This is a genomic window from Pseudomonas sp. TWRC1-2 (assembly GCF_049896685.1).
Lineage (GTDB): Bacteria > Pseudomonadota > Gammaproteobacteria > Pseudomonadales > Pseudomonadaceae > Aquipseudomonas.
Genome location: NZ_JAFCUU010000002.1, coordinates 196,417 through 209,080, shown reverse-complemented (window position 1 = coordinate 209,080; position 12,664 = coordinate 196,417). Strand labels below are relative to the sequence as shown.

Here is a 12,664-nt window from a genome sequence, read left to right as displayed (position 1 = left end):
AACACCTCTTCGCTACTAAACGATGGGGTGGCAGCTGTGCGCAGGTTAGTAGACCGGGGAAACACACAAAGCCGGCGCGCCCGAGGGCGCCCTGCACACAGCCACCATCAAGCACAGACAAGAACATCTGACAGATGAGGCTCATGCACTTTATGTTATCGCTCGGGCTACTAAACCCGATCACTGAGTATTCAGCGACCGAGCAACCTTAGAGACGCCCACCCAAGCGCACAAGCCGGCGGATTCTGACGCAAGCGTAGGCAACGGAGCAAGGCGCTGTCGCCTCGGACTTTGCTGTTTCAGGGCTTGGTGTAGGACATGTACTCATTCTGCAAAACAATATGGTCGGCCACGTACTTCGCGTCGTGCCAAACCCCGTAGATAAACGACGACGCGCGGTTCACCAGATTGGGCAGGCCGAGGAAGTAAATCCCGCTCTGCGCCGAAATCCCACGCTTGTGAAACGGCTCGCCTTTTTCGTCAAACGCATCGACCTTCAACCAGCTGAAATCAAACTTGAAGCCCGTCGCCCAGAGGATGGTGGTCACGCCGGCCTCGGCCAGGTCCAGGCTGAGGGTCGGGTTAACCAGGCATTCCGGGTCGGGCAGCAATTTCCAGGCGTCGGGCTCCAATGGGAACGGCAACCCGTTGGCCTCGATGTAGGCGTCGGCGTCGCGCAGTACATCAAAGTAGGCGCGGTCACCTTCGGCCACGTTGTCGGCCAGGCCCGGTTCGAAGGTCATCACGCCCTCGTTCCACGCGCGCGTGACGCCGACCAGGTGGATGCCCTGGTGCGCCAGGCGGCGGAAGTCCACGGTCTTACCGCCCTCGTAGCCGCTGACGGCAAAGGCCACGTGCTTTTTCTTCGGCTGAATTTTGACTTCGTCCCACAGGCCCAGCGCGCCGAGCCACCAGCAGTAGTCGCGGCCGCGGTACGCGCGGGGCGGGCGGTAGTGTTCGCCCACCGAGAGGTACACGGTTTTGCCGGCCTTTTGCAGCTCTTCGGCAATTTGCGAGCCGGAGGCGCCGGCGCCTACCACCAGCACGGCGCCTTCGGGCAATTGCGCAGGGTTTTTGTAGGTGGAGGAGTGCAGTTGGTGCACGGGCGCGGTGGCCGGGACGATGGTGGGGATCGATGGGCGCTGGAACGGGCCGGTGGCGGCCACCACATTGGCGGCTTCGATGATGCCCGCGGAGGTGGTGACTTTGAAGCCGGGGCGGCCCACATGGCGTTCCACGCGCTGGACTTCCACGCCGGTGCGCACGGGTGCCTGTAACTTCTCGACGTAGGCTTCGAAGTAGTCGGCCATGCGCTCTTTCGGCGGGAAGGCCTCGGGGGAAATGCCCTCGAATTTCAGCCCGGGAAAGCGGTCGTGCCAGGCCGGGCCGTTGGCGACCAGTGAGTCCCAGCGCTCCGAGCGCCAGCGTTCGGCGATGCGGCTGCGCTCCAGCACCAAGTGCGGCACACCCATCAGGGAAAGGTGCTCGCTCATGGCGACGCCGGCCTGGCCTGCGCCCACTACCAGGGTGTTGATTGTTTCCACTGACATGTGCGTTTCCTAAAAGTGAACGACCTCGGTCGGTTTGGGCGACGCGCAAGCATCGACAGCCTCAGTGTGATCACGCAGTGGAAGGAGCGAAATTATGCTTTTTGAAGGCAGAGGTTAGGAAAATCCAAACCCCATGGGGCAGTCGCCAGCAGCGTCATTCTCGATGCATCACCGATGCACCCTGAATACACGCTTTTTCAGCCTGATTTTTTCGACGGGTGGCTGCGTCAGCCAGTTTGCGATGCAGGTGCACGGGTAATCAGGTGCACTGCGGTGATCCCTTCGCAGCCTCGCTGAAGCTCGACAGCTCTCACAGTTGATCTGCGGTGAGGCGGTTCATTGGGTTTTCAACAACGTGGCCACCGCCGTAAGCGCCAGCTCATAACCCAACGCCCCAAGCCCTGCGATCACGCCGGTAGCCGCCTTGGACACGTAGGAGTGATGCCGAAAGCTCTCGCGCTTCCAGATGTTGCTCATGTGCGCTTCGATGATCGGGCCGTCGAAGGCCAGCAGCGCGTCGAGGATCGGTACCGAGCTGTAGGTGAGCCCGGCGGCGTTGATCACGATGGCGTCGGCGTTCAGTCGCGCTTCCTGTATCCAATCCACCAGCACGCCTTCGTGGTTGCTCTGGCGAAAGTCCAGGGTCAGGCCCAGCTCAGCGGCGTGGCGTTGGCAGCGTGCTTGGATACTGGCGAAACTTTCGTTGCCATAGGTGCCGTTTTTGTCCAGCCCGTACAGGTTGGCGTTAGGGCCATTGAGGAAAAACACGCGGTGGTGCATGGCTTGCGCTCCAGGTTATTGCGCGACGGTCAGCACGACTTTGCCGACATTGGCGTTGGCCTCCAGCAGGCGATGGGCCTCGGCGGCGTGCAGCAGGGGCAGCTGCGTGTGGATCTGCGGGCGCACCAGGCCGGAGGCGAGCCAGGGTAAAAAACGCGAGCGGATGCACACCGCCAGACGGGCTTTTTCGGCGTGGCTTTTAGGGCGCAGAGTGGAAGAGGTGAGGCTGAGGTTTTTGCGCATCAGTACCTGTAGATCCAACTCAATTTTCGCGCCTTGCAGGAATGACAGACTCACATGCCGCCCGCCCATCGCCATGGCGGCGAGGTTGCGCGCGACATAAGGGCCGCCGACGTTATCCAGCACCACGTCCACGCCGCGTCCTTCAGTGCAATCGTTCACCCCCTCGACGAAATCTTCAGTGTGGCGATCCACCGCGCGCCACACGCCAAGCGCTTGCAGCATCGCGACTTTCTGCGCGCCGCCGGCGGTGGCAATCACCCGCGCCCCGGCGGCATGCGCGCACTGCACGGCAAAGCTGCCGATGCCACTGGCGGCGCCGTGGATCAGCACGCTGTCGCCGCTGCGCAGGCGGCCCAGTTCAAACAGGTTGTGCCACACGGTGAACGCCGCTTCCGGCACGCCAGCGGCATCCTGAAGTGATAACCCCGCCGGCACTGGCAAGCAGTGCGCCGCCTGTGCCACGCAGTACTCGGCGTAGCCGCCGCCGTTGAGCAGCGCCATCACGCGGTCGCCAGGGGCAAACTCATCCACGCCATGGCCTACCGCGACGACGATGCCCGCCGCTTCCAGGCCGAGCACGTCGGTGACGCCAGGCGGAATCGGTGCGCCGCTGCGTTGCATCAGGTCCGGGCGATTGACGCCTGCGGCGGCCACGCGAATCAACACCTCGCCTGGCTCGGGCGTTGGCACCGGGCGCTCTACGCAGTGCAGCACCTCAGGACCGCCCGGCTCACGGGCAATCACCGCCCTCATACGGCCCAGTCATCCGGCACGACGGCGATCACGTCGATTTCCATCAGCCATTCCGGCTGGCCCAGGCCGGAAATCACCAGCCCGGTGGAGATCGGGAACACGCCTTTGAGCCACTTGCCCACCTCCTGATACACCGGCTCGCGGTAACGCGGGTCGATCAGGTACGTAGTGGTCTTGACGATGTGCGACAGGTCGGAACCGGCCTCTTCAAGCAGTTGCTTGACGTTTTTCATCGCTTGCTCGGCTTGCGCGCGCGGGTCGCCGAGGCCGACCAGGTTGCCGTCGAAATCGGTGCCGATCTGGCCGCGCACATAGATGGTGTTGCCGGCGCGAACGGCCTGGCACAAGTCGTTGTCCAGCGCCTGGTTGGGGTAGGTCTGTTTGGTGTTGAACATGCGGATGCGGGTGTGGGTCGGCATGGCGGGCAACTCATCGGAAGCGGGATACAACAAGCTTCACATCGCCCCGGAACTCGCGAAACCAGCATTTGCGCGCGGTAGTGCTTAGGAAAAACCGAAGCCCGTGCAGGTCATCGGTTCGCGCCTGACCCGGCACGAACCCTGCAACACCCCGCGTACAGTCATTGTTGAGGGGCAGGCGTAATGCTCAGTCGTATTACTCAGCGTCAACTGGAGTATTTCGTGGCGTCAGGAGAGGCGGGCAGCATCAGTGCTGCGGCTGAACGCATTCATGTGTCGTCGCCGTCGATCTCGGCCGCCATCACCCATATGGAAGCCGAGCTGGGCATCCAGCTGTTTATCCGCCATCACGCCCAGGGCATTTCGCTCACGGCGGTGGGGCGCCAGGTGATGCAGGAAGCCAAGCTGATTCTGGAGCAGATGACCAACCTCTACACCATCGCTTCGGAGTCGTTGAACACTGTGCGCGGGCCTTTGCGGGTGGGTTGCCTGGAGTCGCTGGCGCCGATGATCACCCCCGAACTGGTGTTTGGTTTTGGCCGCGCTTTCCCCGGCGTTAGGCTGACCCAGGCCGAAGGCAACCACGAGGAATTGCTGGAAAAACTGCGCAGCGGCGAGCTGGATATCGCCCTGACCTACGACCTGGTGACCAGCCCCGACATCGACTTCCAAGCCCTGGCGCACCTGCCGCCGTACGTGATGGTCGGCGAGTATCACCCGCTGGCGAGCTTGCCGGCGGTGAGCATGCAAGACCTTGAAGCGTATCCGGTGGTGCTGCTCGACACGCCCTGGAGCCGCGACTATTTCCTCAGCCTGTTCATGCAGGCGGGCACCACGCCCAACATCATCATGCGCTCCACCAACCTCGAAACGGTGCGCGCGATGGTCGGCAATGGCATTGGCTATTCCTTCGCGAATGCGCGGCCCAAATCCAATGTGTCCCAGGATGGCAAACGCGTGATTCGCCTGCGCCTGGCGGGCTCGCACCGGCCGATGCGGCTGGGCTACGCCACGGCGAGCAACACCCAGCTGTCGCGTGTGGTGTCGGCGTTTGCCGAGCGCTGCCGGATGTTTGTGTCCGACCAGTACATCCCCGGTATGGCACCGCCGAGCTTTTTTGACCCGCATGCGGTGCGGGTCTTGAGTGGTGTGAGCTGAGATTGCACCAAAAGGTGGCGTGGACTGCGCCACTCGCTCGGCGGTGCACTCTTTTGGCCTGACGCTGCGACCTCAAGGACAAAATCAATCAAATGTGGGAGCTGGCTTGCCTGCGAAAGCGGTCTGTCTGTGCCTGATGTGCCAGATGATGCACCGCAATCGCAGGCAAGCCAGCTCCCACAGTGGAGTTTTGGTGTTTTTGGGTTGCATAGGTTCTGCCTACCCAGTGAGCCGGGTTTTACGAATTGACCCTGCACCCCCGTCCCCACGACTCTCATCCCATCGATGCAGATCAATTTCTTTTCAGCAAGGCACCGCGACGATGACATTCGACTGGCACTACATGTTTGGTTTGCTCGCCGATCCCGAGTTCTGGCGGGCGACGTGGACGGTAATCAAGCTCAGCACCCTGACCTGGCTACTGAGTATTGCCCTGGGCTTTCTGCTGGCGCTGGCCAAACAATCCAAACATGGGCTGCTCAGCGTCCCGGCCCGAGGCTATATCTGGTTGTTCCGCAGCCTGCCGCTGCTGGTGCTGCTGATCTTTATCTACAACCTGCCCCAGGCGCTGCCCGGCACCTCGGCCGTGCTGGCCGACCCGTTCTGGTCCGGCCTGCTGGCGTTGGTGATCTGCGAGACGGCGTACGTGGCCGAAATCCACCGTGGTGGTTTGCTCTCGATTCCCAAAGGGCAGGGCGAAGCAGCGCGGGCGTTGGGCTTGAAGTTCTTTGGCACCCAGTGGCGCGTGGTGATCCCCCAGGCGTTGCGCGTGGCTCTGCCGTCGCTGGCCAACGAGTACATCTCCATCGTCAAGCTCACCTCGCTGGTGTCGGTGATCTCGCTGACCGAGATTTTGATGGTCGGCCAGCGCCTGTATTCGCAGAACTTCCTGGTGATCGAAACCATGGCGGCGGTGGCGTTTTTCTACGTGTTTATCGTCACCGTGTTCGACTTCCTGCTCAAACGCCTGGAGCGCTTTCTCGACGTCAACCAGCGCAACGTGTCCCGCGTGCCGGACGCGGCGGTGCTGGCATTGGCCACCCAACAACGCACGGCGCCGGAGCGCCCGGCCAACACTGGCGTCGCCGCGCTGCAAGCCGCCCGCTTGCATAAGGCTTACAACGACATTGAAGTGCTGGGCTCGGTCAACCTGCAGGTGCAGCCGGGTGAAGTAGTGTCGGTGATCGGGCCGTCCGGGTCGGGTAAAACCACGCTGATCCGCCTGCTCAACGGCCTGGAGCAACTGGACAACGGCGAGATTCATATCAACGGCCTGCCGTTCATTCACTTGCACAAAGTCGGCGCGCAGAAACCTCAATTTATTGAGCACGCCGAGCACCGCATGAACATCGGCATGGTGTTCCAGAGCTTCAACCTGTTCCCGCACTTGAGCGTGCTCGACAACCTGCTGATGGCGCCGAAATACCATCGCCTGGGGCGCACCGATGAACTCAAGCAACAGGCCTACGCGCTGCTGCACAAGGTCGGCATGCTCGACCACGCCTGGAAGTACCCGCACCAGTTGTCCGGCGGCCAGCAGCAACGCGTGGCCATTGCCCGCGCCTTGATGATGCGCCCGCAGATCATGCTGTTCGACGAGCCCACCTCGGCGCTCGACCCCGAGAAAGTCAACGAAGTGCTGCAGGTCATCGAAGCCCTGGCCGGGGAGGGCATCACCATGGTGATCGTCACCCACGAGATGAACTTCGCCTTCAAGGTTTCCGACCGCATCGTGTTCATGGAAAAGGGCCGCGTGGTCTGCGACGACACGCCCCAGGCCCTGCGCAGCGGCCACAACCCACGCGTGGAGGCGTTCCTCAAGGACGTCTCGCTGGCGTGATCTCTTTAATGTTCAGGACTCACTAAAAATGATCGAGCAAGCTCAAATCGAACAATTCCAGCGCGACGGCTTCCTGGTGGTGGAGGGCGTGTTGTCGCTGGACGAAGTGGCCGCGTTGCAACATGACTTCGACCAGTGGGTAGAGGAGAGCCGCAGCCACGACCAGGGCTGGGGCGCCACCGTGGATGGCCGCGCGCGCTTCGACCTGGAAGGCGATCATCGCGCCGATCACCCGTCGTTGCGCCGGGTGAGTTCGCCCACCGAGATTTCCCCGGCGTATGAGCGCGTGGCATTGCACTCGCGGATGGCGGCGATTTCCGCGCAGTTGGTGGGCGCTGGCGGCGCGCGTTTTCACCACAGCAAGATCAACTCCAAACTGCCGCACACCGCGACGCAGGTGAAGTGGCACCAGGACTTTCTGTTCACGCCGCACAGCAACGACGACATCGTCACTGCCTTGCTGATGGTCAGCGAAGTGACCCCGCAAAACGGCCCACTGAATGTGATCCCCGGCAGCCACAAAGGCCCGCTGTGGTCGCACTGGCAGAACCAGCGTTTTACTGGCTCGGTGGACGATGCCGTGGTTCAAGAACATTGCCAGCAACCGGTCGCCTGCTATGGCCCGGCCGGCTCCGTGTGCTTTATGCACACGCGCCTTCTACATGCTTCCAGCCCTAACGAGACCGAACTGCCGCGCACCCTGTTCATCAGCGTCTACGCCGCTGAAGACGCGCTGCCATTCGGCGAAAACCCGCTGCCCAGTGCACACGCCGGTCTGTTGGTGGCCGGTGAAGAAAGTGGCTTGGTGCGTTCCACCGACAACCACCTGCGCCTGCCGCAGAAACCCCGTGGCGCATCGTTCTTTGTGCAACAGGCCGGCCAAGACTCCGCGACTGCCTAACCCCCTAAAACCCTTGCAGGTAATGACCATGACAGCGTCTCAAAAAAGTCTTCGCCCTCTTGCCGTGTGCCTGTTGGGCGCCGCGGTTGCACTGACCTCGTTGGCGGCTTCGGCGTTCCAGCAGGAAGGCAAGATCATCGCCGGTTCCGACGTGACCTTCTTCCCGTACGAGTACATGGATAACAACACGCCGGCAGGCTTTGATATCGAGTTCATGGACGGCCTGGGCAAGGTCATGGGGCGCAAGGTCGAAACCCTCGACACGCGCTTCCCCAACCTGATCACCGGCCTGCAGGCCGGGCGGTTCGATGTGACCAACTCGTCGATGTACATCACGGCGGAGCGGGTCAAAGTCATCGACATGATCCCTTACCTGAAAAGCGGTGAGTCGATCCTGACCCTCAAGGACAGTGCGTTCCAACCCAAGAAGCCGGAAGAGTTCTGCGGCCATAAGATCGGCTCCATGGGCGCCACGTCCTGGCTGGCACAGATGCACAAACTGTCGGATGAGTACTGCGTGGCCAAGGGCTTGAAACCGATTGCGATCAGTGAATACAGCACCGACCCGCAAACTACCCAGGCCTTGCTGGCCCACGCCGTTGAAGCGCAGATCACCGATGCCGCCGTGGCGCGGGGTGTAGTCGACAAGCTCGGCAGCCGCGTGGTGATTTCGTCCGACACGCTGATTTACCCGGTCCTCAACGGCTTCGGCGTGAAAAAGGGCAACGACGAGGTGAAAAAAGCCCTGCTCGACGGGCTGCAAAAGTACCGCGCGACTCCGGAATACGCGGCCTTGCTCAAGAAGTACAACTTTGAAGCGCCGACCGATGCCGACATCGCAGCGTTGATGCCCAAGTAAGCCTATTGCGCGGCCGCAGCCTTGCGGTCGCGCCTTGCGGAGACAGATTCATGGCGTTATCCCTTGAAGAACAGGCGCGCATCGACCTGGCGGCAACCTTCCGCATCATTGCCCACTTGGGCATGCATGAGGCGGTGGCCAACCATTTCAGCGCGGCGGTATCGGCCGACGGCAAACAGTTTTTGCTTAACCCGAAGTGGAAGCATTTTTCGCGCATTCGCGCCAGCGACCTGTTGCTGTTGAACGCCGACGACCCGGCCTGCGCCGACCACCCGCATGTGGACGCCACCGCCTGGTCGATCCACGGGCAGATCCACCGACTGCTGCCGCAAACCCGCGCCGTGCTGCACTTGCACCCGGTCTACACCACGGCGGTGGCGTGCCTGGCCAAACCGCACATTCCGGCGATTGACCAGAACACCGCGCGCTATTTCAACCGCGTGGCCGTGGACGAACTGTACGGCGGCATGGCTGACACCGAAGCCGAAGGCGCGCGCCTGGCCGCGCTGCTCGACGGCAAGAGCCGCCTGCTGATGGGCAACCATGGCGTGATGGTCACGGCCGCGTCCATTGGTGAGGCCTTTGACGATATCTGGACCCTGGAGCGTGCCTGCCAGATCCTGGTGACGGCGTGGTCCACCGGGCAGCCGTTGCGGGTGTTGTCGGATGACGTGGCGGAGAAAACCGCACGCGGCTGGGAAGGTATCGCGGACTTTTCGCGGCAGCATTTTGAAGAAATGAAGCAGTTGATGATCGATGCCGACCCTTCGGTGCTCGACTGAGGGCTTTTTATGACGTTTTCCGTTGTCGCTCGCTGTGCCGAAACCGGCCAGTTGGGCATTGCGATCAGCTCTTCAAGCATTGCCGTTGGCGCCCGTTGCCCATGGCTGCGACCCGGCGTGGGCGCGGTGGCGTCGCAGAACATCACCTTGCCGAGTTTGGGCCCGCATATCCTGGATAGGCTAGGGCAGGGCCTGGCGCCGAGTGAGGCGCTGGAAACGGTGCTGGCCGGCCAGGATCACAGCCAGTATCGCCAGGTGACGGTGATCGATAACCAAGGTCGCACGGCGCATTTCAGCGGCGCGCAGACCCTTGGCATTCATGCGGCGTTGAGTGGTGAGCAATGCGTGGCGGCGGGGAATATGCTCGCCGATCCCGGCGTGATCGAGGCCATGGTGCGGGCGTTCGAAAACGCCTCCGGGCACCTGGCCGACCGATTGCTTGCCGCGATGCAGGCGGGCCAGGCCAAAGGCGGTGAAGCCGGCCCGGTGCATTCGGCCGCCCTCGTGGTGGTCGATGACCTGCTGTGGCCCATCGTCAATTTACGCGTGGACTGGGCCGATGACGATCCGATCGGCGCCCTCGATCAATTGTGGCAGGCCTATCGCAGCCAACTGCAGGACTACATTGACCGCGCCATCAACCCACACCAGGCACCGGGCTATGCGGTACCGGGAGATGACCGATGAGCAACAGCCGCGACCTGCTGGCGCAACTGGTGCGTTTCGACACCACCAGCCGTGAATCCAACCTGGCCTTGATCGACTTTGTGCGCACGTATTTGCAAGGCCACGGCGTGGCCTGCGAGTTGGTGTTCAACGCGCAAAAGAGCAAGGCCAATCTGCTGGCAACCCTTGGCCCGGCCGGCGTGCCGGGGATTGTGTTGTCCGGGCACACCGATGTGGTGCCGGTGGACGGTCAGCGCTGGACGGTGGCGCCGTTCGACCTGACGGAAAAAGACGGCAAGTTGTACGGGCGTGGCACGGCGGACATGAAGGGCTACATTGCCTGTGTGTTGGCCTGCGTGCCGGCACTGGTGCAGGCGCCGCTGCGCATGCCGGTGCATATCGCGCTGTCCTATGACGAAGAGGTCGGCTGCCTCGGCGTGCGCTCGCTGATCGAAAGGTTTCACGCGCAACCGGTCAAGCCGCTGCTGTGCGTGATTGGCGAGCCCACCGAGCTCAAGCCGGTGCTGGGCCACAAGGGCAAGCTGGGCATGCGCTGCCAAATCCATGGCGCGGCGTGCCATTCGGCCTATGCGCCGTCCGGCGTAAACGCCATCGAATACGCTGCGCGGTTGATCAGTGAGCTGGTGCGACTCGGTGAAACGCTCAAGGCTGAGCAGCACCTTGATGCGCGATTTGACCCGCCATTTTCCACCGTGCAAACCGGTGTGATAAGCGGCGGGAAGGCGTTGAACATCGTGCCGCAGGATTGCAGTTTTGACTTTGAAGTGCGCTCGTTGCCGACCCAGAACCCCTGGCAGGTTGCGGACCAGTTACGCGGCTACGCCGAACACACGCTGCTGCCGGCAATGCAGGCAGTGAGCGCGCAGTGCGCGATCAGCTTCAGCGAGTTATCCAGCTACCCGGGCCTGGCGACGTCGCTGCAGAGCCAGGCGGCTGAGTGGGTCGCGCAATTCTGCGGCTCGCGCGACTACGGCACTGTGGCTTTCGGGACTGAGGGCGGGCTGTTTGACCAGGCAGGCATCCCGACCGTGGTGTGCGGGCCGGGCAGTATGGAGCAGGGCCACAAGCCCGACGAGTTCATCAGCCTGGAACAACTGGCGGCGTGTGACCGGATGTTGGCGCGGGTGGTGGCGTTTGTGAGCCAGTAAGAACCCCCCTATTCAATGTGGGAGCGGGCTTGCCCGCGATGCAGGCGCCCCCGTTCTTGCCGTTAAACCGAGGTGATGCCATCGCAGGCAAGCCAGCTCCCACACAAGCCAGCTCCCACATTTGCTCTGTGTTGTTTGATCAGGCTTTGGCCACCCCCACGCGCCATTGCGCCGGCGGCAGCAAGCCATTCACCAGGTAATTGCCCACAATCCGCGACTTGTACACGCGCGGGTTATGGTTCGCCAACGTGCGCGCATTGCGCCACAGCCGGTCCAGCGCCTTGTTGCTGGCCGTGGCGCTGGCGCCCAGCGCGTCAAACAGTGCGGTGGTCGCCGCAAGTGTCGCGTCCACTACCGGATTCACCGCCAGGCACACTTCCAGCTCCGCCAATGCCACGTGTGGGGCATCGTCGTGCAGCGGCTGGTCGTGGGCGATTACATACTGCGCCGTCTGCTCCAGGCGCTGCGCCGCTTGCTGGGTGATGGCGTGCGCGGCGTAGGCCTGGCTGGCGACTTCGCCGATGACTTGCAGCAACTGCACGTCTTGCGCTGCGGTGTCGGCGTTGCCGGTGGTGAAGGTCCTGGCGCGCTGGCTGAGTTCTTGTGCACCGCTCAGCGCCGCACGTCGAGCAATGCCGGCGAGGGTGCTGAGGTGGTAGATCTGGTAGAACGACTGGCCGTAGCCGAAGCGTTGGTGGGTAGGGCGCAGGTCGTCTTCCACCGGGGCATTGTCGAAGATACAGGTGCCGCTGGCGGTGAGGCGTTGGCCGAAACCATTCCAGTCATCGACGATGTGCACGCCGGGGGCCTTGAGGTCGACGACGACCGAATACACCGTGCCGTCCTCACCCGTGGCGACGGTGTTGATCAGGTCGCTGTAGAGCGCGCCGGTGGTGTAGAACTTTCTGCCGCTGATGCGCAGGGTGCCGTCGGCATCGCGGTGCAGACGGGTTTCGAAGTCGCCTCGGGTCTGGTTGCCGACTTCGGTGCTGCCGGGAGAGAGCAGCGCGCCCTGGCCGAGCCGGTGCAGCCATTTGGCGCGCCAGTCGAGGTCTTTGGCACAGAGGACGTCTTCGCAGAAACCAAAATGCCCGCGCAGGGCCTGGGTGATGTTGGAGTCGGCGGCGGACAGTTCGGTGAGCAACGCAAGCAGTTCGGCAAAGGTCGCGCCCTGGCCACCGTGGCTCACGGGCAAGCGCCAGCGGGGCAGTCCCAGTTCGTTGAGTTGGCGGATAACAATCGCCAGGCTGGCGCGTGTCTGATCGGCCTCTGCGGCTTGCGCAAGGATCTGCGCAAAGAGCGGGCGAAACGGTGCAGCCAGTTGTTCGTAACGGGAGGAGGGCGCAGCGCCCCAAATATTCAACGCAGAAATCGACATGCAATGGACCTTGCAGAAAGTGGCTCAGGTGCTGGGGTCCAGTGGTCTGGTGCCGTCACCCTAACCCACGGTTCGCAAAGTTTTTAATACGAAAAATAGCTATCAAGCTGTGCGGCGGTTCTATCGATAGTGCGCAACAGTATTAAACCCCGTGATTTTATTGCGT

At 62.4% G+C, this 12,664-nt stretch carries 12 protein-coding genes; 7 read left to right on the top strand and 5 right to left on the bottom strand.

All coding sequences use genetic code 11. The annotated features are described in order from the left end of the window. Positions 1–299 precede the first annotated feature (299 nt). The 4 genes from ACP7B3_RS05380 to ACP7B3_RS05365 form a co-directional block, all read right to left on the bottom strand. Positions 300–1,550, bottom strand: a complete 1,251-nt coding sequence (locus ACP7B3_RS05380; protein ID WP_145158635.1) for a flavin-containing monooxygenase — start codon at positions 1,548–1,550, stop codon at positions 300–302. Positions 1,551–1,886: 336 nt separating this feature from the next. Then, positions 1,887–2,330 (bottom strand): type II 3-dehydroquinate dehydratase, encoded by a 444-nt coding sequence (locus ACP7B3_RS05375; protein ID WP_426178304.1) that lies wholly within the window; start codon positions 2,328–2,330, stop codon positions 1,887–1,889. Between the two features lie 15 nt (positions 2,331–2,345). Then, positions 2,346–3,326: an NAD(P)H-quinone oxidoreductase gene (locus ACP7B3_RS05370; protein WP_426178302.1), complete on the bottom strand. Its 981-nt coding sequence runs from the start codon at positions 3,324–3,326 to the stop codon at positions 2,346–2,348. Beyond that, entirely contained in the window at positions 3,323–3,745 is a 423-nt protein-coding gene (locus ACP7B3_RS05365) for a RidA family protein (protein WP_253397581.1), read from the bottom strand. Before ACP7B3_RS05365 ends, ACP7B3_RS05370 begins: the two co-directional genes overlap by 4 nt. Before the next feature lie 183 nt (positions 3,746–3,928). On the opposite strand from ACP7B3_RS05365, the gene ACP7B3_RS05360 reads away from it, so the two are divergent. The 7 genes from ACP7B3_RS05360 (at position 3,929) to argE (ending at position 11,120) form a co-directional block, all read left to right on the top strand. Beyond that, a complete protein-coding gene (locus tag ACP7B3_RS05360; RefSeq protein ID WP_145158627.1) occupies positions 3,929–4,903 on the top strand; it encodes a LysR family transcriptional regulator in 975 nt (324 codons plus the stop codon). Positions 4,904–5,225: 322 nt separating this feature from the next. Then, positions 5,226–6,743, top strand: coding sequence for an amino acid ABC transporter permease/ATP-binding protein (locus tag ACP7B3_RS05355; RefSeq protein ID WP_426178299.1), 1,518 nt, complete (start codon positions 5,226–5,228; stop codon positions 6,741–6,743). A 28-nt stretch (positions 6,744–6,771) separates the two neighbouring features. Beyond that, positions 6,772–7,644, top strand: a complete 873-nt coding sequence (locus tag ACP7B3_RS05350) for a phytanoyl-CoA dioxygenase family protein (protein WP_242195337.1) — start codon at positions 6,772–6,774, stop codon at positions 7,642–7,644. Between the two features lie 28 nt (positions 7,645–7,672). Then, a complete protein-coding gene (locus ACP7B3_RS05345; RefSeq protein ID WP_145158621.1) occupies positions 7,673–8,503 on the top strand; it encodes an ABC transporter substrate-binding protein in 831 nt (276 codons plus the stop codon). Positions 8,504–8,553: 50 nt separating this feature from the next. Beyond that, positions 8,554–9,285, top strand: coding sequence for a class II aldolase and adducin N-terminal domain-containing protein (locus ACP7B3_RS05340; RefSeq protein WP_145158619.1), 732 nt, complete (start codon positions 8,554–8,556; stop codon positions 9,283–9,285). Between the two features lie 9 nt (positions 9,286–9,294). Beyond that, entirely contained in the window at positions 9,295–9,972 is a 678-nt protein-coding gene (locus ACP7B3_RS05335) for a DUF1028 domain-containing protein (protein WP_426178296.1), read from the top strand. After that, on the top strand, positions 9,969–11,120 hold the full coding sequence (gene argE / locus ACP7B3_RS05330; RefSeq protein ID WP_262207831.1) for an acetylornithine deacetylase: 1,152 nt from the start codon (positions 9,969–9,971) through the stop codon (positions 11,118–11,120). Before ACP7B3_RS05335 ends, argE begins: the two co-directional genes overlap by 4 nt. Positions 11,121–11,259: 139 nt before the next feature. Here the strand turns inward: argE and ACP7B3_RS05325 are convergent, their stop codons facing one another. Continuing rightward, positions 11,260–12,498, bottom strand: coding sequence for an acyl-CoA dehydrogenase family protein (locus ACP7B3_RS05325; RefSeq protein ID WP_426178293.1), 1,239 nt, complete (start codon positions 12,496–12,498; stop codon positions 11,260–11,262). Between the last annotated feature and the right edge of the window lie 166 nt (positions 12,499–12,664).